22 protein-coding genes are annotated in these 22,205 nt (G+C 71.7%); 13 read left to right on the plus strand and 9 right to left on the minus strand.

What is annotated here, in order from left to right:
• The first annotated feature begins 102 nt into the window (after positions 1-102).
• From AB0J39_RS18050 to AB0J39_RS18090, 9 genes are all read left to right on the plus strand, one after another.
• Positions 103-1,911: a PQQ-dependent sugar dehydrogenase gene (locus AB0J39_RS18050; RefSeq protein ID WP_363465809.1), complete on the plus strand. Its 1,809-nt coding sequence runs from the start codon at positions 103-105 to the stop codon at positions 1,909-1,911.
• A gap of 250 nt (positions 1,912-2,161) precedes the next feature.
• Positions 2,162-2,389: a hypothetical protein gene (locus tag AB0J39_RS18055; protein ID WP_363465810.1), complete on the plus strand. Its 228-nt coding sequence runs from the start codon at positions 2,162-2,164 to the stop codon at positions 2,387-2,389.
• A gap of 450 nt (positions 2,390-2,839) precedes the next feature.
• Complete coding sequence (locus AB0J39_RS18060) at positions 2,840-3,001, plus strand: hypothetical protein (protein ID WP_363465812.1); 162 nt, start codon at positions 2,840-2,842, stop codon at positions 2,999-3,001.
• A 273-nt stretch (positions 3,002-3,274) separates the two neighbouring features.
• Positions 3,275-4,834 carry a sensor histidine kinase gene (locus tag AB0J39_RS18065; RefSeq protein ID WP_363465814.1) on the plus strand — a complete coding sequence of 520 codons (1,560 nt, stop codon included), beginning with the start codon at positions 3,275-3,277 and terminating at the stop codon, positions 4,832-4,834.
• 92 nt (positions 4,835-4,926) lie between these two features.
• On the plus strand, positions 4,927-5,361 hold the full coding sequence (locus AB0J39_RS18070) for a roadblock/LC7 domain-containing protein (RefSeq protein WP_346228172.1): 435 nt from the start codon (positions 4,927-4,929) through the stop codon (positions 5,359-5,361).
• A complete protein-coding gene (locus AB0J39_RS18075; RefSeq protein WP_346228173.1) occupies positions 5,358-5,714 on the plus strand; it encodes a DUF742 domain-containing protein in 357 nt (118 codons plus the stop codon). The genes AB0J39_RS18070 and AB0J39_RS18075 overlap by 4 nt, the downstream gene beginning before the upstream one ends.
• Positions 5,715-5,718: 4 nt before the next feature.
• Complete coding sequence (locus AB0J39_RS18080) at positions 5,719-6,318, plus strand: ATP/GTP-binding protein (RefSeq protein ID WP_363465816.1); 600 nt, start codon at positions 5,719-5,721, stop codon at positions 6,316-6,318.
• Complete coding sequence (locus AB0J39_RS18085; protein WP_363465819.1) at positions 6,315-7,655, plus strand: cytochrome P450; 1,341 nt, start codon at positions 6,315-6,317, stop codon at positions 7,653-7,655. Before AB0J39_RS18080 ends, AB0J39_RS18085 begins: the two co-directional genes overlap by 4 nt.
• Positions 7,656-7,803: 148 nt before the next feature.
• Positions 7,804-8,778 (plus strand): aldo/keto reductase, encoded by a 975-nt coding sequence (locus tag AB0J39_RS18090; protein WP_363465821.1) that lies wholly within the window; start codon positions 7,804-7,806, stop codon positions 8,776-8,778.
• Between the two features lie 41 nt (positions 8,779-8,819).
• Here AB0J39_RS18090 and AB0J39_RS18095 read toward each other — a convergent pair whose 3' ends face one another.
• The gene (locus AB0J39_RS18095; RefSeq protein WP_363465823.1) at positions 8,820-10,118 is read right to left on the minus strand and encodes a TIGR04013 family B12-binding domain/radical SAM domain-containing protein; all 1,299 of its coding nucleotides are present in this window, start codon (positions 10,116-10,118) and stop codon (positions 8,820-8,822) included.
• A gap of 167 nt (positions 10,119-10,285) precedes the next feature.
• Between AB0J39_RS18095 and AB0J39_RS18100 the strand changes: the two genes are divergently transcribed.
• The 4 genes from AB0J39_RS18100 (at position 10,286) to AB0J39_RS18115 (ending at position 15,374) form a co-directional block, all read left to right on the plus strand.
• On the plus strand, positions 10,286-10,834 hold the full coding sequence (locus AB0J39_RS18100) for an N-acetyltransferase (protein ID WP_363465825.1): 549 nt from the start codon (positions 10,286-10,288) through the stop codon (positions 10,832-10,834).
• A 10-nt stretch (positions 10,835-10,844) separates the two neighbouring features.
• The gene (locus tag AB0J39_RS18105; protein WP_363465828.1) at positions 10,845-11,813 is read left to right on the plus strand and encodes an alpha/beta hydrolase family protein; all 969 of its coding nucleotides are present in this window, start codon (positions 10,845-10,847) and stop codon (positions 11,811-11,813) included.
• Between the two features lie 5 nt (positions 11,814-11,818).
• Positions 11,819-13,504 carry a DNA polymerase/3'-5' exonuclease PolX gene (polX, locus tag AB0J39_RS18110; RefSeq protein WP_363465830.1) on the plus strand — a complete coding sequence of 562 codons (1,686 nt, stop codon included), beginning with the start codon at positions 11,819-11,821 and terminating at the stop codon, positions 13,502-13,504.
• 316 nt (positions 13,505-13,820) lie between these two features.
• On the plus strand, positions 13,821-15,374 hold the full coding sequence (locus AB0J39_RS18115; RefSeq protein WP_363465833.1) for a wax ester/triacylglycerol synthase family O-acyltransferase: 1,554 nt from the start codon (positions 13,821-13,823) through the stop codon (positions 15,372-15,374).
• A 21-nt stretch (positions 15,375-15,395) separates the two neighbouring features.
• Here the strand turns inward: AB0J39_RS18115 and AB0J39_RS18120 are convergent, their stop codons facing one another.
• From AB0J39_RS18120 to AB0J39_RS18155, 8 genes are all read right to left on the minus strand, one after another.
• Entirely contained in the window at positions 15,396-16,001 is a 606-nt protein-coding gene (locus tag AB0J39_RS18120) for a helix-turn-helix domain-containing protein (RefSeq protein WP_363465835.1), read from the minus strand.
• Between the two features lie 188 nt (positions 16,002-16,189).
• Positions 16,190-17,800 (minus strand): cation acetate symporter, encoded by a 1,611-nt coding sequence (locus tag AB0J39_RS18125; RefSeq protein WP_363465837.1) that lies wholly within the window; start codon positions 17,798-17,800, stop codon positions 16,190-16,192.
• Positions 17,797-18,141, minus strand: a complete 345-nt coding sequence (locus tag AB0J39_RS18130) for a DUF485 domain-containing protein (RefSeq protein ID WP_363465840.1) — start codon at positions 18,139-18,141, stop codon at positions 17,797-17,799. The genes AB0J39_RS18125 and AB0J39_RS18130 overlap by 4 nt, the downstream gene beginning before the upstream one ends.
• A 180-nt stretch (positions 18,142-18,321) precedes the next feature.
• Positions 18,322-19,797 carry a cation acetate symporter gene (locus tag AB0J39_RS18135; protein ID WP_363465842.1) on the minus strand — a complete coding sequence of 492 codons (1,476 nt, stop codon included), beginning with the start codon at positions 19,795-19,797 and terminating at the stop codon, positions 18,322-18,324.
• Positions 19,798-19,810: 13 nt separating this feature from the next.
• Positions 19,811-20,242 (minus strand): hypothetical protein, encoded by a 432-nt coding sequence (locus tag AB0J39_RS18140; protein ID WP_363465844.1) that lies wholly within the window; start codon positions 20,240-20,242, stop codon positions 19,811-19,813.
• A 19-nt stretch (positions 20,243-20,261) separates the two neighbouring features.
• Positions 20,262-21,011: a LytTR family DNA-binding domain-containing protein gene (locus AB0J39_RS18145; protein ID WP_363465851.1), complete on the minus strand. Its 750-nt coding sequence runs from the start codon at positions 21,009-21,011 to the stop codon at positions 20,262-20,264.
• Between the two features lie 108 nt (positions 21,012-21,119).
• The gene (locus tag AB0J39_RS18150) at positions 21,120-21,341 is read right to left on the minus strand and encodes a hypothetical protein (RefSeq protein WP_363465847.1); all 222 of its coding nucleotides are present in this window, start codon (positions 21,339-21,341) and stop codon (positions 21,120-21,122) included.
• A 111-nt stretch (positions 21,342-21,452) separates the two neighbouring features.
• Positions 21,453-22,205: histidine kinase (locus AB0J39_RS18155; RefSeq protein WP_363465849.1), on the minus strand; the 753-nt coding region annotated here is incomplete at its 5' end.

Genomic DNA, 22,205 nt, shown 5'->3' on the forward strand with positions numbered 1-22,205 from the left:
GCAGGTCGATGAGCGGGTGTCGGCCGGTCGATTGCTTCGGGCACGGCCGGCGCTTTCGATGGTGGTGAGCCGGTAGCCCCCGTCCCGCCCCGGGAGCATGTGATGCCCACGCGATTGTCCGCGGCACTGTCCATCCTCCTGTGCGCCGTGGTCGCGGCCGCGGCGCTCGTCGTGACCCGGCCTGCCGCCGCGGGCGCGGCGACCGGCGGGTTCGACTTCACCCGCGTGCAGGTCGCCACGACGGGCCTGCGGGTGCCCTGGGGCATGGACTTCCTCCCCGACGGCAGTGCCCTCGTCTCCGAACGCGACACCGCGACCATCGCGCAGGTGCGTCCCGGCTCTCCGCCCGTACGGGTGGCCACCGTCCCGAACGTCACGCCGGGGGGCGAGGGCGGCCTGCTCGGCATCGCGCTGTCTCCCACGTTCACACAGGACCAGCTGGTCTACGCGTACATCAGCACCGGCTCCGACAACCGGGTGGTCCGGTTCCGGCTCAGCGCCCCGCAGACCCAGCAGCCGATCCTCACCGGAATCCCCCGGGGCCAGTCCCGCAACGGCGGGCGCATCGCGTTCGGCCCCGACGGCATGCTGTACGTCGCCACGGGCGACGCCGGCTACCCCTCCATCGCCCAGAGCTCGCCTCTCGGCGGCAAGATCCTGCGCATCACCCGCGACGGCGCGGTCCCCATGACCAACCCGTTCGCCGGTTCGCCGGTCTACAGCTACGGCCACAGCAACGTCCAGGGGCTCGCCTGGGACGAGGCCGGCCGGCTGTACGCCACGGAGTTCGGCCAGAACACCACGGACGAGATCAACCACATCCAGCCGGGCCGCAACTACGGCTGGCCCGCCTGCGAGGGCGTGTGCGGCAGCTCGAACGTCGCCAACCCCCTGGTGACCTGGAGCTCGGCCGAGGCGTCGCCCAGCGGCCTGGCGTACGCCAACAGCACGCTCTTCGCCGCCGCCCTCGGCGGCAAGCGCCTATGGACGGTGCCGGTCAGCGGTGGCAACAGGACCGGCGCTCCGGTGGCCGAGCTGCAGGAAAGGCTGGGCCGGCTGCGCACCGTGGCGGTCGGCCCGGACGGCTGGCTCTGGGTGGCGACGAGCAACCGCGACGGCAGGGGGACGGTGGGCCCCGGCGACGACCTCATCGTCCGGATCCCGCCCATCGGGCCGTCCGGCCCGGGGACCTCGCCGTCGGCCGGCCCGTCGCCCTCGTCGCCGGGGGGCTCCTCACCGGGCGGCTCCGCGCCGTGCCCCTCCCCCGCGTCCAGTCCTTCACCGAGCCCGTCGCCGAGCCCGTCGCCGTCTCCCAGCCCTTCGGTGTCCCCCAGCTCCTCGGTGTCCCCCAGCCCGTCGGCGTCCGCCGACGCCGCCCCGTCGCTCAGTCCCTCCCCGTCGCCCTCCCCCAGCCCTTCACCGTCCCCCAGCCCCTCGCCGTCACCGAGTCCGTCACCGTCCCCCAGCGCATCGCCGTGCCCCTCTCCGACGCCCAGCCCTTCACCGTCTCCGTCCCCCAGCCCGTCGCCGTCACCGAGCCCGTCACCGAGCCCGTCACCGAGCCCGTCACCCTCGCCCAGCCCGTCACCGTCGCCCAGCCCGTCCTTCGTGGTCACGCGCTCCTGCGAGGCGACGATCCGGTTCCACCTCTCGATGGCGGCAGCCCCCTGGGGCGAACTGACGGTGCGCAACACGGGGACGGTGCCCATCACCTCGTGGACCGTCACTTTCACAGTTCCCAGCGGTCTGACCTACGTGCAGTGGAACGGCTCCAACCCCCCGGGCTCCACGGTGACCGTCACCCAGAACGGCCTGCTGTCGCCGGGCGCTTCGGTGACGGTGACATTCAGGATCGGCTGGTCCGGCGGCGCTGTGGGGTCGCCGTCGCCCATCACCTGCACGGCCAGATGACGCCCTGCCCGGGTCAGCGTGGCCCGGCGGACAGCGTCCGCGTGGCCGTGCCGGCCTCGCCGCAGAGGCCGAACGGTGTGGTGCGGGTGACCCCGCGTCCCCATGGGCCGATCGTCGTGGCGGCGTCCAGTCAGATCCACTCTCCTTTGGGCCCGGGTGACTGTCCGATACGTCGCGTCCGGCAGCGATTTTCCCGATACTCGAAGAAGAGCCGAACGACTGCGAGCACGGAGGACGAACGGAGAGCATCGTGTCGGAGGAACCGGAGAGCGGGCAGTGGCCCGAGATCGTGCGCGAGCCCGCACCCGACGTGCACGAGTACAGAGTCGATCGGGTCAGGGACGTGACCCGCCAGGGAAAGATCGTACTGTCGTCAGGTGTCAAGGGCGCCGACACCGCCTTCCGGCAGCTCTTTCCCACGACGTACGACCTGGTGCTCGACCACCCCGAGGCCAAGGAGACCGCCGAGGACAAGTAGGCGAGCAGTCCAGACCGGTGCCTGGCAGCGCCGCCGTGAGCGTCTCCACCCGCGACGCCGCTTCGCGGCAGAAGTCCGCGCGGAGCCGCGCACACCGCTGCTCGGCCGCCACGAGCGCTCCCACCTGCGCCGCATCCCGCGTCCGGGTTGTCAGGTCTGCTCGGGGAGTCCGGCCGCGAGGCGCCCCGCTGTGCGGCGCCCTTTCCTCAGGCGTCCATCCGGAATTCGTGATTCCCAGAATCAGAAAAAACCCGGCAGCTGCCACGAACTCACGACACCGCCGAGGTCAGGAGGGCCGACGCGCATAACGGCCCTCAATCACGCTCATGTGCCGGGCACTACGGCCATGAAGGCAGAACGCGATGCTCCACCTCCACCGCGGTTTTCTTCTCCCGTACGCCCGGCCGGCGCTTTCGATCGCGCCGACGCGCTTGCGCCGGACGGTGCCCCGTGGTCGCACTCCGGACGTGTGTCCTGGAACTCGGCGCGGAGCCGGGCGAGTGGGACGGCGAGCGCGGCCGGACGATCTTCTTCCCGGTCCATCGGGACGACAAGGCCGCGCACCTCGAACCCCGAGGGAAGATCGTCACCATAAATCCAGATATGTCCTAAAAGTGAGTATCCGTCAATGGATGTGTTGACTCATGGTTGATTGAAGCTAAAACATATAGTTCGAGGGTGACTGTCTGTTCGCAATCGTGGACATGGTGCTACGGTATGTGCCGGTTCACGCTCTGCTGTGAGACGGCACCGCATGGCGTCCTGTCTTACAGGGAGAACAGCAGGTTCGACGCGGCCTTGTCATGCTCTGCCGCCACCCCGAGGACGCTGATGTCAGTAGATATATCCCACCGGGCACGGAGAAGGCTTTCACCGAGGGAACTGGTGGTCCTCGCCTCTCTCGGCACCATGATCATTACGGCCTGCGCGTGGTTGTGGGCGGTGTCCGCCGCCCCTTACGAGGCCAGACAGCTGATCGCGCTCGTCGGCGGAGTCTCGGCCGTACTCCTGTCCGGCGCCGTCGCGGCCATCGTCCACTACTCCGGCACCGGTCGCCGGCTGCGTGAGCAGGCCGAGTGGGCCGACGCACGGTTCACCTGGCTGGAGCGGGAAACGCTGCGAATGGCCGAGGAGTCGCTGCCCTCGCTGGGACGTCGGGTGCGGGACGGCGCCTCGGTCGCCGGCGCGCTCTCCCAGATACCGCAGCCGCCGGACGGCCCGTTGCGGCACCTGCTCGAAGCGGCCGGGCACGAGCTCGAACTGCTCGAACGCGAGCGCGCCGCCGCCCAGGTCTCCCGTGATGCGGCCGAGGGCGAGATCTCCCGGCTGATCGACGACACGCTGCCCGAGCTGTTCCGGCGCATCCAGACGGACCGGATGTCGGTGAGCGCCGCACTGGCCGAGATACGCCAGCCGGAACAGGGCCCGCTACGCGACCTGCTGCGTGAGACGGCGCGGCAACTCTCCGAGAGCGAGCGCAGGGGCACCGCCGTGATGACGGCGTGCGCCGGGGCCGCGGCCCGGGTGCAGGCCCAGGCCACCAGTCTGCTCGCCCGGCTGCGCGAACTGGAGGAGCGGTACGGCGAGTATGAGGAGGTGTTCGCCGACCTGCTGGACCTGGACCACCGCGTCTCCCAGATGAGCCGGCTGGCGGACAACATCGCGCTGCTGAGCGGCGGCCGCTCCGGACGGCGATGGACCCGGCCGATCGTCATGGAGAGCATCCTGCGCGGCGCGATGGGCCGCATCAGCGCCTACCGGCGCATCCGGCTGCACTCCACCAGCACCGTCGCCGTCGCGGGGTACGCGGCCGAGGGCGTGATGCACGCGCTGGCCGAGGTGATGGACAACGCCGCCACGTTCTCGGCGCACGGCACCGAGGTCCACGTATACGTGGACGAGGAGGACGCCGGCGTCGTGATCACGATCGAGGACAGCGGGCTGGGGATGCGCCCGCGCGAGCGGCAGCACGCCACCAGGCTCGTGTCCGAGCCGCTCGATCTGCGGACGCTGTCCGGTACCCGGCTGGGCCTGGCGGTCGTGGGACGCCTGGTCGACAAGTACGGCCTGACGGTCAGCTTCCGGTCGTCCGCCCGCGGTGGCACGGGGGTCGTGCTGCTGATCCCGCGCCTGCTGATCACGCAGCCCCTGTCGGCCACCGTGCCGCCCGACGCCGAGGCGCAGGTCCGCCACCCCGTGCAGGCCACCGTGCGGGCACCGGCCGTACCCGCGCAGGAGGGGCCGGCCGACGAGTCCGAAGATCTGCTGCCCAGGCGGCGCCGGGGGCAGACGCTGGCCGAGGCGACCAGGGCGCGGCAGGCATCGCCGGCCAAGCCCGCGCGCGAGGGGCCTGACTCGGCCGCGAGGTTCGCCGCGTTCCGCCAGGCCGGCGGCCGTGGGCGTACTTCCTCTTCAACCCCTCCCCCGGCCCCGGGCGACTCTTGACACGCGTCCGCCGATCACCGGACATTCTTGGACTCACAGATGAGGAGGCAGGGGGCGTCCCTCCCGCGACGAAGGGGCACCCCGTCGTTTCTATGAGCACAACCGACGCTTCGCACACCACCGATCGTGACTTCGACTGGCTACTGGAGAACCTCAAGGAGAAGACCCCGGGGATCAGGCATGTGCTGGTGCTGACCAGGGACGGCCTGAAGATGTCCTTCACCGCCGGCCTCGGCCGGGACGGGGCCGACCAGCTCTCCGCTCTGGCCGCCGGGATCCAGAGCCTCTCGCTGAGCGCCTCCGCCGAGTTCGGGGACGGCATCGGAGCGGGGCAGGCGATGGTGGAGTTCGCCGGCGGACTGCTGCTCATCGTGCCGGCCGGGGACGGCGCCCACCTGGCCGTGGTGGCCGAGGAGGACGGCGAGGTGGGGCTTATCGCGCACAACATGAATGAACTGGTGGAGCAGATCGGGGTGTACCTCACTGCGGCGCCGCGGCAGACGAACAACAGCGACGACCGCGGATGACACGGCGAGCCATCGACCAAGAAGACCCTGACCGGCTCTACACCGTCACCGGTGGGCGTACCAGCGCCGATGAGAAGACCTTCGACTCCGTCTCCCTCATCGTCAGCGAGTGCGCCCCCACCCCCGGTATGCAGTCCGAGCACATCAAGATCCTGCGGATGGCCCAGCGGCCGACGGCGGTGGTGGAGATCTCGGCGGAGCTGCGCCTGCCGGTCAGCGTGGTGAAGATCCTGCTGTGCGACCTGCTGGACACCGGTCGCATCACCGTCCGTCATCCGTCGATCGCCGCACACGCCGGACGACCGGATCCCGAAATCCTGAGGCAGGTGCTCGTTGCCCTCCACAACCTCTGACCAGATGGCGGCCACCACACGGACACCGCTACGCACGACCGCCGAGGACGCCCTGAAAATCGTGATCGTCGGCGGGTTCGGGGCGGGAAAGACGACCATGGTCGGTTCGGTGAGCGAGATCCGCCCGCTGAGCACCGAGGAGGTCATGACCCAGGCGAGCGTGGGCATCGACGACGCCAGCCGCGTACGGACCAAGTCGACCACCACGGTGGCCTTCGACTTCGGCCGGATCACGTTGAACGCGAGCAAGGTGCTCTACCTGTTCGGCGCGCCCGGTCAGCAGCGGTTCTGGTACGTGTGGGACCAGTTGTTCGCCGGCAGCCTGGGCGCGGTCGTCCTGGTGGACACACGCCGCCTGGAGGATTCCTGGTACTCCATCGACCGGCTGGAGCATCACCAGACCCCGTTCGTCGTCGCGGTCAACCGCTTCACCGACGGACCCACCCTGGATTCGGTGCGCGAGGCGCTGGCACTGTCGCCCGAGGTCCCGCTCATCGACTGCGACGCGAGAGAGCGGTCCTCGTCCAAGCGCGTGCTGATCACGCTCATCGAGCACCTCACCCGCACCCACGATCAGTTGCCCGCCCGAGAGAGCATGCCGTGACGAACTCCCCTCCCCTGCCCGACTCCACAGACCCGTCCGCCGTCTCGCCCGGATCGCAGCATCCCGAGCGGAGACGGGAGCCGCTGGAGGGATACGCCGACCACGCCGATGCCGTACGGCTGCACGCGTCACTGATCGGCGACGACCCGACCGCGCTGTTCCAGGAGATGCGCCGCGCGCACGGCCCCGTCGTCCCCGTTCTCCTCGACGGCATGCCCGTCTGGTACGTGATCGGTTATCGCGAGCTGCACCATGTCACCAGCCAGCCGCGGTTGTTCAGCCGGGACCCCAGGCGCTGGAACCTGCAGGACCACCTCCCCCCTGACTGGCCTGCGCGCCCGTACGTGACATGGCAACCGTCCGTGATGTACACCGAGGGGGCCGAGCACCAGCGGCGGGTCGGCGCCATCAGCGACGCGCTGGACAGCGTCGACCGCACCGAGCTCGCCCTGATCTGCGAGCAGATCGCCGACCGCGCGATCGACGAGTTCTCCGGGGACGGCCAGACCGACCTGATCTCCCAGTACGCCGACCGGATTCCGGCTCAGGTCATCACCCGGCTGTTCGGGCTGGCGGAGACCGACCTGCCGGAGCTGGTCGAAGACGTCAACCACGTGCTGAGCGGGGGCGAGGAGGCCCTCCCGGCGGTTACCCGAATTCTGGACAAGCTAAGCCGGCTCATCGCCGACAAGCGCGCCCTGCCGGGCCACGACCTCACCTCGCACATGCTGGCACACCACGCGCGGATCACCGACGAGGAGATCGTCCAGGACCTGATCATGACGATGATCTCCTCCCATGACAACTGCCGCAACTGGATCGGCAGCACCCTGCGGCTGATGCTGATGGACGACCACTTCTCGATGAGCCTGCAAGGCGGCCGCAGCAGCGTCGGCGAGGCGCTGAACGACGTGCTGTGGAAGGACCCGCCCACGCCGAACATGCCCAATCGCTGGGCCGTGCAGGACTGCGACCTGGCCGGGCGGCGCATCCGCCGGGGCGACATGCTGGTGCTCGGTGTCGCCGCGGCCAACGCCGATCCGCAGGTGCAACCGGCCGCCCATGCCGGCTCCGGCGCCAACCGGGCGCACCTGGCCTTCGGCCACGGCGAGTACGGTTGTCCCTTCCCCGCGCCCGAGCTCGGCGGGATCATCGCCAAGACGGCCGTGGAGGTCCTCCTCGACCGGCTGCCCGACGTCTACCTCGCCGTGAAACCTGACGCGCTGCGTTGGCGCCCTTCGCTGTGGGTTCGCAGCCTGGAGGCCCTGCCCGTACGGTTCAGCCCGACCGTGCCGACCGGTCAGGGCCCGTCGTACACCTGGAACGCCTCCAGGTGAGGTCAGGCCGGAGCGGAGTCCGGCGACCGATGCGTGGCGAAGCCCGCGGCGGACAGGGAGAGCAGACGCTCGATCAGCCACCGGTCGTGGCCGCGCAGGGCCACCGCTGCCGCTCTGCCGCGCGCCCGGGGTGAATAGGGTGCTTCATATGGAATATCGACGACTCGGCACCACCGGCATGAAGGTCAGCAGGATCTGCCTGGGCATGATGAGCTACGGCGAGCCGGCCAAGTGGGGCGGCTGGGTTCTGGACGAGGAGCACGCCGAGCCCATCGTGCGCAAGGCGGCCGAAGGTGGCGTCACCTTCTTCGACACCGCCGACGTCTACTCGGCGGGCGTCAGCGAGGAGGTCACCGGACGGCTGCTGCGCAAGATCTTCCCCCGGCGCGACGACTACGTGCTGGCCACCAAGGTCTACTTCCCCATGGGCGAAGGCAGGAACGACTACGGCCTGTCCCGCAAGCACGTCATGTCGGCCATCGACGCCTCGCTCGCCCGCCTCGGCACCGACTACGTCGACCTGTACCAGATCCACCGGTGGGACGACGAGACGCCGATCGAGGAGACGATGGAGGCCCTCCACGACATCGTCCGGGCCGGCAAGGCCCGCTACATCGGCGCCTCCAGCATGTGGGCGTGGCAGTTCGCCAAGGCCCAGCACGCCGCGGACAAGAACGGCTGGACCCGCTTCGTCAGCATGCAGGACCACTACAACCTGCTGCACCGCGAGGAGGAGCGGGAGATGATCCCGCTGTGCCTCGACCAGGGTGTGGGACTGATCCCGTGGAGCCCGCTCGCCCGCGGCCTGCTCGCCCGCGCGGGCAAGCCGGCCGACACGACGCGGCAGGTCGGCGACGGCGCCCGGCAGGAGCAGCTGTACGGCGGGCCCGCCGACGAGGCGATCCTCGAGCGGGTGGCGCGGACCGCCGCCGAGCGCGACGTCTCCCCCGCGACCGTCGCCCTCGCGTGGCTGCTGGCCAAGCCCGCCGTCGTGGCCCCCATCATCGGCGCCACCAAGGGCCACCACGTGGACGACGCGCTCGCCGCCGTGGACCTCGCGCTCACCGACAAGGAGATCGCCTACCTGGAGGAGCCGTACCAGACCCGGCCGCAGCAGTTCTGACGCCCTGACCGCGCGGGCCACGGCTCGCGCGGCCCGCCGCGTCAGCCGTCGGTCGTACGGCGGCGCCGGGCGCGGCGCGGGTAGGCCTTGGCCGTCTCGGCCAGCCGCGCCGCGTGCTCGGCCTGCTTGCGCCAGTGCCCGTAGGCGTCGCCGCGCTGGGCGAGCCGGTCCAGCTCGCGCATCGTGTCCAGCGGGATGAACGCGGGCTCGGCGTCCCGCCACGGCGTGCCGGGCAGCGGCATGAACGTGTGGGTGTGGATGCGCGCGCCGAGATCGGCGAGGTCGGCGGCGAGCCGCAGGGAGGCGTCCTGGTCCTCCGGCGTCTCGCCGGGCAGCCCGAAGATGAAGTCGACGTTCGGGCGGAAGCCGTGCTCCACGGCGATGCGCACCGCGTCACGCACCGGCTCGCTGCCGTGGCCGCGCCCGGCCGCGGCGAGCACGCGGTCGGAGCCCGACTGCGCCCCGATGATGATGTTGTCGTTCGCCACGTAGCGCTTGAGCAGCCGCATCGCCTCGGGTGTCACGTGCTCGGGGCGGATCTCGGAGGGGAAGCTGCCGAAGAACACCCGCCCGTTCGCGGGCAGCTCCTCCTTCACGCCCGCCAGCAGCTCCTCCACGGCGTCCAGCGCCGGCTCCGGCCCCTGCGTGCCGTACGAGAGGGAGGTGGGGGTGATGAAGCGGACGTCGCGCAGGCCGTGGGCGGCCATCCGGCGGACGTGCTCGCGCACGCTGTCCACGCCGCGGTGCCGGAACCTGCCGCCGAACATGAAGGGCGTCTGGCAGAAGCGGCACGTGTAGGCGCAGCCCCGCGTGATCTCGATCGGCCCGAAATGGCGGCGCCGGTCGGGGAAGGACGGGAAGGCGTCCAGCGGCAGCTGCGGGGCCGGCGGCGTGCGCAGCGCCACGCCGTCGGCGTCGCGCACCGCCAGCCCGGGCACCGTGGTGAGCGGCCGGTCCGCGCGCAGCGCCTCGACCAGCGCGACGATCGTCGGTTCGCCCTCGCCGATCGCGGCGAGGTCCCAGCCGGCGTCGAGGACCTGCTGCGGCTCGGCGGTGGCGTGCACTCCGCCGGCGATGTGCAGGACCCTGGGATCGTCGGCGAGGGCGCGCACGGCGGCCAGTTCGGCGGCCATCGCCTCGGCGTCCGGCGAGTAGAACGACCAGAGGACCAGGACCCGCTCCGCGGAGCTGCCCGCGATGTGCGCCGCGGTCTCCTCGGGAGTGGTCCCGAGCCGCAGATCGCACTCCGCCTTCGCGGTCTCCAGCGCGCCGAGCAGCGCGTTCACGCCGTACGTCACGGCCTTGCGGTAGCGGACCACCACGGACACATCGAGGCTCACCCCAGGCAGGGTAATGCCACCGCCCGCCTTCCCCGCACCGCGCGGGATCGGCCGGGGGTGTCCCGTTCCGGCACTCCCGCGCACCGCCGGAGAGGGAACGGCCCCGGGGGCGGGACACCCTCCTTAATCCGTTGCCCGCCGGGGAGGCCGGGCGGCAGGCTGGCCGGATGCTGATCCGACGGGAGAACCCCGGCGACGTCGAGGCCGTCCGCGCGGTGGTCGCCGCCGCCTTCGCCCCGTACCAGGCGGCCCGGGACCCGGGCCGGCCGGACGGGCTGCCGGTCGAGGTGACGTTGCTCGACGAGCTGCGCGCCGATCCCGGCTGGCTGCCGGAGCTGTCGCTCGTCGCGCCGGCGCCGGACGGCGGGATCGCGGGTCACGTCGTGTGCACGAGGGCCCGCGTGGGGGCCGTGCCCGTGCTCGGGCTCGGCCCGCTGGCCGTGCACCCCGCCCATCAGCGGCGGGGCGTGGGCTCGGCGCTCGTGCACGCCGTGCTCGGCGCGGCCGAGGCGCTCGGCGAGCCGCTGGTCGCGCTGCTCGGCGACCCCGCCTACTACTCGCGCTTCGGCTTCGAGCACTCGCGGACGTACGGTGTGACGGCCCCCGAGCCGAAGTGGGGGAAGTTCTTCCAGGTCCGGGTGTTCGATGGGCAGGTCCCGCCGCCGCGCGGGCGCTTCGCGTACGCGGACCCCTTCTCCCGGGTTGACGGCGGGTGATCGGTGTGAGATGCAGCTCACCGTGAAGAAGATCCTGACGTGGCTCGTGCTCGTCGTCCTGGTGACCGGCTGCCAGGGCGCCGCCGGGTCCGCCGCGCCGCCGCCCGTCCGGTCCCCGGCCGCGGCTTCGGCCGAGGCCGTCCCTCAGGAGGCCAAGGTCGTCTCGCAGGAGGCCGTGGACGGGCGGACGGACAAGCTCGTGATCGAGTCTCCGGCCACGGGCGGGCTGCGCTCGGTGTGGGTGCTGAAGCCCGCCGGCTGGAAGCCGGGTTCCACCGGCTGGCGCGTGCTGTACCTGCTGCACGGCTGCTGCGCCGGCGGCGCCTGGGACTGGCTAAGGACGGGCGAGACGGCCCGGCTGACCGCCCGCCTCGACGCCGTCGTCATCGTCCCCGAGGGCGGTTCGATGGGCTGGTACGCCGACTGGCGCGACGGCCCCGGCTGGGAGACGTTCCACATGACCGAGGTGCCACGCCTGGTCGAGCCGCGGTACGGCGCCGGCACGCGCCGCGCGGTGGCCGGCTTCTCCATGGGCGGTTACGGCGCGTTCGTCTACGCCGCCCGGCATCCGGGTGTCTTCGAGGCCGCGGCGTCGTTCTCCGGGGTGCTCGACATTCGCGACGACGTCCCCGGATACCGGTCGTTCATGGCGGACAACGGCGTGGACACCGAGGACCTGTGGGGCGACCCGAGCGCCTGGCCGGAGCACAATCCCGCCGACCTCGCCGGGCGGCTGAAGGGCGTGCGCCTCTACGCGTCGTCCGGCGACGGCGAGCCCGGCCCGCTGGACCCGGGCCGTCAGGACGGCGCATCGACCGATCGCACCGAGGCCTCGATCATGCGGCAGAACCTGAACTTCGCCAGGGCCGCCCAGAAGGCCGGGGTGAAGGTGACGACGGATTTCTACGGAAACGGCACCCACACCTGGCCGTACTGGATGCGTTCGTTCGAACGCGCGCTCCCGCTTCTTCTACCCTGAGACGCATGGGACGGGCCAATGACGAGGCGGCTGCCGCACTGCAGGAGTATGCCGAGCTCTTCGCACTGAACGGCGGGGACGCCTTCCGCGTGCGCAGCTACCAGAGGGCGGCCAAGTCCATCGCGGGGTTTCCCGAGGATCTCACCAAGGAGACTCTGCGGTCGATCCCCGGCGTGGGCGAGGCCATCGCCAAGAAGATGGAGGAGTTCCTCGAGCGTGGCAGCTTCCGCCAGCTCGACGACCTGCGCGGCCGGGTGCCCGAGGGGGTGCGCGCACTGACCCGGATCCCCTCGCTCGGCCCGAAGAAGGCGCTGTTCCTGTTCCAGGAGCTCGGCATCGACTCCCCCGCCGCGCTGGCCGAGGCGATCCGGGCCGGCCGCCTGAACGGCCTGCGCGGCTTCGGCGCCAAAACCGAGGAGAACCTGCTCAAGGGCATCGAGCACATGGAGCGCTCGGGCGACCGGGTCCACCTCGGCGTCGCCACCGATCTGGCCGAGCGGGTCATCGCCTCGCTGCCCGCCGACCGGATCGCCTTCGCCGGGTCACTGCGCCGGATGAGCGAGACGATCGGCGACATCGACATCCTCGCCGTGGGCGACCCCGCCCTGATGGAGCTGTTCGCGCGGCAGCCGTACGTCACCGAAGTCATCGCGAGGGGCGAGCGGAAGACCTCGGTCAGGACCGACCGCGGCCTCCAGGTCGACCTGCGGCTGATCCCCGCCGAGTCGTGGGGCGCCGCGATGGTCTACTTCACCGGCAGCAAGGAGCACAACGTCCGCATCCGGGAGATGGCGGTCAAGAAAGGCTGGAAGCTGTCGGAGTACGGCCTGTTCGACGGCGACCGCCTCATCGCCTCGCAGACCGAGGAGGAGATCTACCAGGCGCTCGGCATGCGGTGGGTGCCTCCCGCGCTGCGCGAGGACGGCGGCGAGGTGGAGGCCGCGCTGCGCGGCGAGCTGCCGCGCCTGGTCGAGCTGCACGACCTGCGGGGCGACCTGCACACGCACACCGACCTGACCGACGGGATCGCCTCGCTTGAGGACATGGTCGCCGCCGCCGCGTTGCGCGGCTACTCCTACTACGCGGTGACCGACCACGCGCCCGACCTGGTCATGCAGCGGATGACCCTCGACAAGGCCCTCGACCAGCGCGCCCGCATCACCGAGCTGCAGAAGAGCTATCCGGACATGCGGCTGCTGCACGGCAGCGAGCTGAACATCGCCCCGGACGGCTCGGTCGACTGGCCGGCCGAGGTGCTGGCCGGGTTCGACGTCTGCGTCGCGTCGGTGCACTCGCACTTCACCCAGTCGCGGGAGGAGATGACCCGCCGCTTCATCGCGGCGTGCGAGAACCCGCACGTCCACGTCATCGGTCACCCCACGACCCGGAAGATCGGCAAACGGCCGCCGGTGGACGCGGACTGGGAGGCGGTGTTCCGCGCCGCCGCCAGGACCGGCACGATCATGGAGATCGACTCCTACCCCGACCGCGCCGACCTGCCCTCCGATCTCGTGCGGCTCGCGCGCCACCACGGTGTGAAGTTCTCGATCGACAGCGACTCCCACGCCATCCCGCACCTGGCCCACCAGCGGTTCGGCGTGGGCATCGCGCAGCGGGCCTGGCTCACCCCGGACGACGTGGTCAACACCTGGCCCGTCGATCGCCTGCTGGCCCACCTGGGCCGGGCCTGACCGCGCCCAGCGCCTTCCGCGCGCCCTGCCCGCCCAGCCCGGCCGCTCGCGGAGCCCGATTTCCTCGCGCAGGTCACGGGCGCGCCTGAACATCCCCGGGCGGCACGTGGGAGAAATGCGCCGGTAACTCCGCACGGCGATGATGGTCGCGGTGCGGGGACGGTGATCGCCCTGCGCCGGGGGGCTCGCCGAGGGTGCGAGGACCGCCGGCCGGCGACGACCGGGCGGACCGGAACCGGGCGACGACCGGCGGCGGGGCGGCGGACCGGGCGACGACCGGCGGCGGATCGGGCGGCGTGAGCGGAAGGATGACGAGATGCGCCAGTTGACGGCACTCGACGCGCAGTTCCTGAGCGTGGAGTCGGCGACGACCGCGGCCAATGTGGCGGGTGTCGCCGTGCTCGACCCGTCGACCTCGCCGTCCGGCACGCTGACCAGGCAGGCGCTGCTCGCCCTGCTGCGCGAGCGGCTGCATCTCGCCCCGCCGCTGCGGATGCGCCTGGCCGACGTGCCCTTCGGGCTCGACCGGCCGTACTGGCTCGACGATCCGGACGTGGACCTCGACGCGCACGTGCACGAGGCCACCCTGCCGGCGCCGGGCGGGGAGCGGGAGCTGGCGGCGTACGTGGCGGGCGTCCACGCGCGGCGGCTCGACCGCGGCCGGCCGCTGTGGGAGGCGCACCTCGTCCACGGCCTGGCCGGCGGCCGCTGCGCCCTCTACATCAAGGTGCACCACTGTGCGATCGACGGCGTGTCGGGTTCGGAGATCCTGAGCGCGCTGCTCGATCCGTCGCCGCTGCCGCGCAGGGTGGACGTGCCTCCCGCTCCGGCACCGCCGGTGCCGCCCAGCCTGCTCACGATGCTCGCCGGGGCGGTCGCCCGGTCGATCGTCCAGCCGGTGGAGACGCTGTGCTCGCTCGCCCGTGCCGCCGCGGACCTGGACGCGATCCCGGTGGTCGCGGCGCTGCCCGACGCCCGGCTCGTGGCCCAGGCCGCCCGCGCGCTCGCGGGCGACTCGCGCCCGCTGCCCGAGACGCGGCCGCTGGTCGCGCCGCGCACGCCCTTCAACGGCCCGATCTCCGGCACGCGGGAGGTCGCCTTCGGCTCCGTGCCGCTGGCGGAGGTCAGGCGGGTGGCCAGGGCCTTCGGCATGGGCCCGAACGACGTGGTGATGACGCTGTGCGCCTCGGCGCTGCGGCGATGGCTGATCGCCCACGACGCGCTGCCCGACCGGCCGCTGGTGGCCGCCGTGCCGGTGGCGTTGCGCCCTCACTCCGGCGGGTCGTCCGGCGAGGCGGCGCAGGGGCGGGTCGGCAACCGCATCTCGGCGATGGTCACGCCGCTGGCCACCGACGTCGCCTGCCCGCGTGAGCGGCTGACGGCCGTACGCGCCGCGCTGGCCGCCGCCAAGCGGCGCTTCGCCGTGTCCCACCGCACGTGGCTGGACGACGTGTGCGCGATGCTGCCGAACGCCTTCGCGGCGCTGGCCACGCCGGTGGTGTTCCGCCTCGCGGGCGTCGCGGGGGCGGGAGTCAACCTCATCGTGTCGAACGTGCCCGGTCCTCGCGTGCCGTTGTATCTCTGCGGCGCCCGGATGCTGTCCTACCACCCGCTGTCGGTGGTCACCGACGCCACCGGAGGGCTCAGCGTCACCTGCGCGTCCTACGACGGCCGCCTGGACATCGGCGTCGTCGCCTGCCCCACCCGGCTGCCCGACGTCTGGAGCGTCGTCGGCCACCTGCGCGAGGCGATGGACGAGCTCCTGTCCCTGCTCGACGACTCCCCGCACGACGCGGCCCACGGCGAGGACGCGGCGCCCGTACGGCCCCGCGACGAGCGGGAGGAGTCGCAGGAGATGGTGCCCGCCTGACCACCGACGGTGTGGCCCTCGTCAGCGCAGGGCGCCCGCGATCAGCTCCGCGACCGCGTCGGGGTCGATGTGGTGACCGGTGAGCAGGCAGATGCTCTCCTGGTAGAGCAGGACCGCGGCGAAGGTCGCGGCGGCGGCCTCCAGCCGTGCGGCGTCACCGCGCCCGCCCGGCAGGGCGAGCTCCAGGGCGAACCTGGCCCGGCGGATGATCTCGGCGTTGAGACGGCCGAGCCGCTCCCGTACGGACAGGTGGGTGTCGGCCTCCCGGAACAGGATGCGCCGCATCGCGGGGGACGCGCGCAGCGGCAGCCTGCGGGCGAGCCGCGACAGCGCGCCCGCCGCGTCGCCGGGGACCGCCTCGACCTCCTCCTCGACCACCACGGTGCGCTCGTCCACCAGCGAGATCAGTACGTCGATCTTGCGCGGGAAGTAGTGGAAGACCAGGCCCTTGGGCACTCCGGCCAGTTCGGCGATGCGCGCGGTCGGCGTGGCCTCGTAGCCGCCGCCCGCGAACAGTTCCTCGGCGGCGTCGAGGATGCGGGTGCGGGCGTCGCCGTCGGGCGGCAGCGTCCCTCTCCGCGAGCGCGAACGCGACCAGGCCTTGGCCGTCTGGAGAGGGCTGTCCACGGACCGAACCATAACCAGAGCGGGTGCCCCAACACCATGACGCGAGGGACAGGGCACGCATACGCCCGGCCGCGCCGGGCTGCGGTGGGTGGCGCAGCGAGGCGCGGCCGGGCGTATGGGGGTGCCGGCCCCCGGCGGCGGTGGGTGGCACCGCCGGAAGGCCGGCGACGTACGGCCGGGAACCGGTGTCAGTGGCTCGTGGCCTTCTCGGCTCCGAGGCCGGTCAGCGAGCGGACCTCGATCTCGGCGTACTTCGGAGCGTTGTACTCCTTGCTGAGGATCGTGCCGAGGTAGCCGCACAGGAAGCCGATCGGGATCGAGAAGATGCCCGGGTTCGACAGCGGGATCAGGTGGAAGTCGGCGTCGGGGAACATCGCCGTCGGCGCGCCGGAGACGACCGGCGAGAAGATCACCAGCACCACGGCGGAGACCAGGCCGCCGTAGATGGCCGAGACCGCGCCCGCCGTGTTGAACCTCTTCCAGAAGAGGCTGTAGAGGATCGCCGGCAGGTTGCCCGACGCGGCCACCGCGAAGGCCAGCGAGACGAGGAAGGCCACGTTGAGCGACTGGGCGAAAATGCTCAGCGCGATCGCGACCGCGCCGATCACGAACGCGGCGACGCGGGCGACCACGACCTCCTGGCGCTCGGTGGCGGTGCCCCGCTTGAAGACGTGCGCGTACAGGTCGTGGGCGAAGCTGGAGGAGGATGCGAGGGTCAGGCCCGCGACGACCGCGAGGATCGTGGCGAACGCGACCGCCGCGATGACCGCCAGCAGGACCGTGCCGCCGACGTCGCCGAAGAGGTCCTGGCCCACCTGCTGGGCGAGCAGCGGGGCCGCCGTGTTGCCGGCCTTGTCGGCCTCGGCGATCGTCTTCGAGCCCACCACGGCCGCGGCGCCGAAGCCGAGCACCAGCGTCAGCAGGTAGAACACGCCGATGATGCCGATGCCCCACATGACCGACTTGCGGGCGTCCCTCGCGGTCGGCACGGTGTAGAAGCGGATGAGGACGTGCGGCAGGCCGGCGGTGCCGAGCACCAGGGCCAGGCCGAGGCTGATCAGGTCGATCTTGCCCCAGACGCCCTGGGCGTCCGTGCCGTACTTGAGACCGGGCTTGAGGAACGCCTCGCCCTTGCCGCTCGCGCTCGCGGCGTCGCCGAGCAGCCCGGACAGGTTGAAGCCGAACTTGCCGAGCACGAGCAGGGTGATCAGCGCCGCGCCGACCATCAGCATGACGGCCTTGACGATCTGCACCCAGGTGGTGCCCTTCATGCCGCCGAACACGACATAGATGATCATCAGTAGGCCGACCGCGATGATCGTCCAGATCTTGCCGGCCTCGGAGTGGACGCCGAGCAGCAGGCCGACGAGCGCGCCCGCGCCGACCATCTGCGCGAGCAGGTAGAAGATGCTCACGACGATCGTGGAGACGCCGGCCGCCGTACGGACAGGGCGCGGCGACATCCGGAACGCCAGCACGTCGGCCATCGTGTACTTGCCGGAGTTGCGCATGAGCTCGGCGACGAGCAGCAGCGCCACCAGCCAGGCCACGAGGAAGCCGATGGAGTAGAGGAAGCCGTCGTAGCCCGACAGCGCGATGATGCCGGCGATGCCGAGGAACGACGCGGCCGACATGTAGTCGCCGCCGATCGCCAGGCCGTTCTGCAGGCCGCTGAACGACCGGCCGCCGGCGTAGAAGTCGGACGCGCTCTTGGTGTTGCGGCTGGCCCAGAACGTGATCGCGAGCGTGCCGGCGACGAAGACGACGAAGAGGATCGTGGACAGCGTCTCGTGACTCACTTGGTGCCCTCCCCGACCTCGTCGCGGCTCTCGGCCTCGGCGCGCAGCTCGTCGGCGATCGGGTCGAGCTTGGCCGCAGCGTGCCGCGAGTACGCCCAGGCGATCAGGAACGTCGACACGAACTGCAGCACGCCGAAGACGAGGGCGACGTTGATGTTGCCGAACAGCTTGGTGCCCATGAAGTCGCGGGCGAACCCGGAGAGCACCACATAGAGCAGATACCACGCCAGGAAGGCGACGGTCATGGGGAAGGCCCAGGAACGGTAGCGACGGCGCAGCTCCTGGAACGGCTCACCCGCCTGTATACGTTCATAAACCGATGGATCGTGCTGGACGGTCACAAGATCTCCTCCGGCATAGTGATCTGAATCACTTCAACGTAGGAGTGCGACGCGTGCGCCGACGAGTCCCGATGCCCGCCGCGTCGCCCAGCCGTACCGCCCGCTCGTTCACATGGCGCGTCCGTGCGACGAATGGTCGTTTGCACGCGCCGAGCGGTCCGGCGGACACCGGCGGACGACCTACATGTACCGCGGATGCCAGTCGCCGCGGTCGACGTTCAGCGTCTCCGGGGTGTGCAGGCGGACCATGGTGCGCGCGACGCCGCGCGGCACCCGCGACGGCGTCAGCAACGACACCACCACCATGACCGTGAACGACACGGGCACCGTCCAGGCCGCCGGCTGGGCCAGCAGCGACCCCGCCCAGCCGGTGTGCGGTCCGCCGGTGATGGTGACCACGACCGCCGCGCAGGCCAGCCCTCCGCCGGCCAGCAGCCCCGCCATCGCGCCCGCCGTCGTCAGCCTGCGCCACCAGATGCCCAGCACGAGCAGCGGGCAGAACGACGAGGCGGCCACGGCGAACGCCAGCCCCACCACCGTCGCCACCGGCAGCGACCGGGCCGCCCCGGCCAGCGCGAGCGGCACGAGCACCGCGAGCACGGTCGCGACGCGGAACGCGCGCACCCCGCCGCGCAGGATGTCCTGCGCGATCACCCCGGCGACCGACACCGTCAGCCCCGACGACGTCGACAGGAACGCCGCGAACGCCCCCGCGGTCACCAGCGCGGTCAGGAACTCGCCCACCGGCCCGCCGACCAGCCGGCCGGGCAGCGCGATGACCACCGTGTCGCTCTCCGGCATGCCGTATACGTGGCCGAGGTAGCCGTACACGGCGGGCATCAGGTAGAAGGCGCCGAGCAGCGTCAGCACGAGGAGCGTGGTGCGGCGGGCGGCCCGGCCGTCGGGGTTGGTGTAGAAGCGGACGAGCACGTGCGGCAGCCCCATCGTCCCGAGGAACGTCGCGAGGATCAGCGAGTACGTCTCGTAGACCGGATGCTCGCGCCCGTGCAGCGGCAGCGCCCACTCGTCCCCCGGGGCGAGCCCCGGCGAGCCGTCGGACCACCAGGCCACGAGCATGAACGCCAGCGGCACCGCCAGAGCGGTCAGCTTCAGCCAGTACTGGAACGCCTGGACGAAGGTGATCGACCGCATGCCGCCCGACAGCACGTTGGTCGCGACCACCACCGCCACCAGCAGGCTGCCCGCCCACGGCGGCGCCCCGGTGATCGTACGGAAGACCAGCCCGGCGCTCTGGAACTGCGGCATGAGATACAGCCAGCCGATCAGCACGACGAGCACGCTCGACAGCCGCCGCACCGCCATCGACTCCAGACGCGCCTCGGCGAAGTCGGGCAGGGTGTAGGCCCCCGACCGCCGCAGCGGCGCCGACACCAGCACGAGCAGCACGAGATAACCGCCGGTCCAGCCGACCGGCAGCCACAGCATGTCCGCGCCGAAGGTGAGGATCAGGCCCGCGATGCCGAGGAAGGAGGCCGCCGACAGGTACTCGCCCCCGATCGCCGAGGCGTTCCACAGCGGCGAGACCGTGCGCGAGGCGACGTAGAAGTCCGACGTGGTGCGGGACATCCGGATGCCGAACGCGCCGATGAGCACAGTCGCCAGCATCACCAGGACGACCGCGGCGATCTGGCTCACCGGCGTGCCGTCCTCACCGGCGCTCCACGAGGTCGGCGAAGTCCCGCTCGTTGCGCTCGGCCTGCCGCACGTACAGCCAGGCGCCCGCGACGAGCGCCGGGTAGACCAGCCCCGCGAGCACGACCCACGGCAGCGGCAGCCCGAGCAGCTGGGCCGCGCGCAACTCGGGGGCCAGCAGGAACAGCAGCGGCAGGCCGCCCACGACGCAGGCCAGCACGGTGCAGACGAACAACGCCAGGCGGAACTGGGTCCGCACCAGCGAGCCCATGTAGACCTCGCCCAGGCGGGTCTGCTCGTCGATCTCCCGGGTGAGCGGGTGCCGCGGCCTGCGCGCCGCCGCCGTGCGGGGGCTGGTCACCGTCACCCTGCGGGGCTTTCCGCCCGGCGCCGTCCCCTCGGCCTGTCCGCGCGCGCCCGTCGCCGCCCTGCGGGGCTTGCCGGTCACCGCCCGGGCTCCGCGGCGCTCACCGGGCCTGGCCCTTCCTGGCCCGGCGGACGAGCAGGTCGCGCAGCTCGCGGGTGTGGCGGCGGCTCACCGGGATCTCTGTGTCGCCCACCCGCACCACGCACTTGCCCGAGTCGATGTGCAGCTCGTCGATGTGCTTGACCGCGACGAGGTGACTGCGGTGGACGCGCAGGAACCCGGCCGACGCCCAGCGTTCCTCCAGCGTGGCCAGCGGGATGCGGACCAGGTGGCTGCCGGTCGCCGTGTGCAGCCGCGCGTAGTCGCCCTGCGCCTCGACGTAGCGCACCTCGGTGCTGGCCACGAACCGGGTGACGCCGCCCAGCTCGACCGGGATGGTGTCCGCCTGCGGCCCTTCCCCCGGCTCGCCCCGGCTGCCGCACACCCGGCGGATCGCCTCGGCCAGCCGCTCCGGCCGTACGGGCTTGAGCAGGTAGTCCTCGGCCTTCAGCTCGAACGCGTCGACGGCGTGGGCCTCGTACGCCGTCACGAAGACGATCTTCGGGGGCCGGGTGAACTGGGTCAGCAGCCGCCCCAGCACCACTCCGTCGAGCCCGCGCATGCGGATGTCGAGGAAGACCGCGTCCACCGGCCTGCCGTCCGCGATCGCGCGGTCGAGCAGCCGCAGCGCGGCGGCTCCGTCGCGGGCCGTGAGCACATCGCCGATGCGGGGGTCCGCGCGCAGCAGGTAGGCGACGTCCTCCAGCGCGGGCTGCTCGTCGTCCACCGCCAGAACCCGCAGACCGCTCACGATCACCCCTCTCACCGACCGATCCATAAGAGAGTGATGACCGGAACGTACGGAAGTCAACGCCTCCTCATCACGACCGCATCACAGCTCGGATCGCGGTGGTCCGGGTCAGCCCGGACGGCGGCGGAGCAGCCCGGCGTCCTCGGCCGCGTCATTCAGCAGGCGCATGAGCCGGTTGGCGACGTACTGGTGCTCGGGGACGGGGGAGTTCACGACCAGGAGGTTCCCGTCCTCGATCTCGCACCGGAATCCTTCCGGCAGGTCGCGCGTATCGTCCCGGGTCCAGGGGCACAGCGTCCCGTGCCGGCCGAACTCGATCGTCACACTCATCGGCTTAGATCCTCCGAGCAAGGGGCGACCTGACCGGTGCGGACACTAACAGTAATCAGACTGATACGCACAGCTTTTCGAATGGTCAGGACGCGAGGGGACGATCCTCGGTCATGTGCGGACGCCGGGGTGGTACTTGGGGACCCGTACGGCGACCTTGGTGCCGGCGCCCTCCCCGGTCTCCACCACGAGGCCGTACTCGTCGCCGTACACCTGGCGCAGCCGCTCGTCGACGTTGGCCACGCCGATGCCGCCCGCGCCCGAGCGGTCCTCCCCCGCCAGCACCCGCCGCAGCCGTTCGGGGTCCATGCCGACGCCGTCGTCCTCGACGGTGATGACGCACTCCGCGCCCGCGTCCTCGGCGACGAGCGTGATCCGGCCCACCCCCGGCTTGGCCTCCAGGCCGTGCCGTACGGCGTTCTCCACGAGCGGCTGCAGGCACAGGAACGGCACGGCCACGGGCAGCACCTCCGGCGCGATGCGCAGCGTGACCTGGAGCTGGTCGCCGAACCTGGCCCGCTCGAGCGTGAGGTAGCGGTCGATCGAGCGCAGCTCCTCGGCCAGGGTGGTGAAGTCGCCGTGCCGCCGGAAGGAGTAGCGGGTGAAGTCGGCGAACTCCAGCAGCAGTTCCCTGGCCTGCTCGGGGTCGGTGCGGACGAACGACGCGATGGTGGTCAGCGAGTTGTAGATGAAGTGGGGCGAAATCTGCGCCCGCAGCGCCCGGACCTCCGCCTCCATCAGCATGGTCCGGGAGCGGTCGAGCTCGGCCAGCTCCAGCTGGGAGTCCACCCACCGCGCGACCTCCTGCGCCGCCCGCACGAGCCCGGCCGAGGCTCGCTCGCGGCGTACGGCGACCACGCCTCG

Source organism: Microbispora sp. NPDC049633 (genome assembly GCF_040675265.1).
GTDB lineage: Bacteria > Actinomycetota > Actinomycetes > Streptosporangiales > Streptosporangiaceae > Microbispora > Microbispora maris.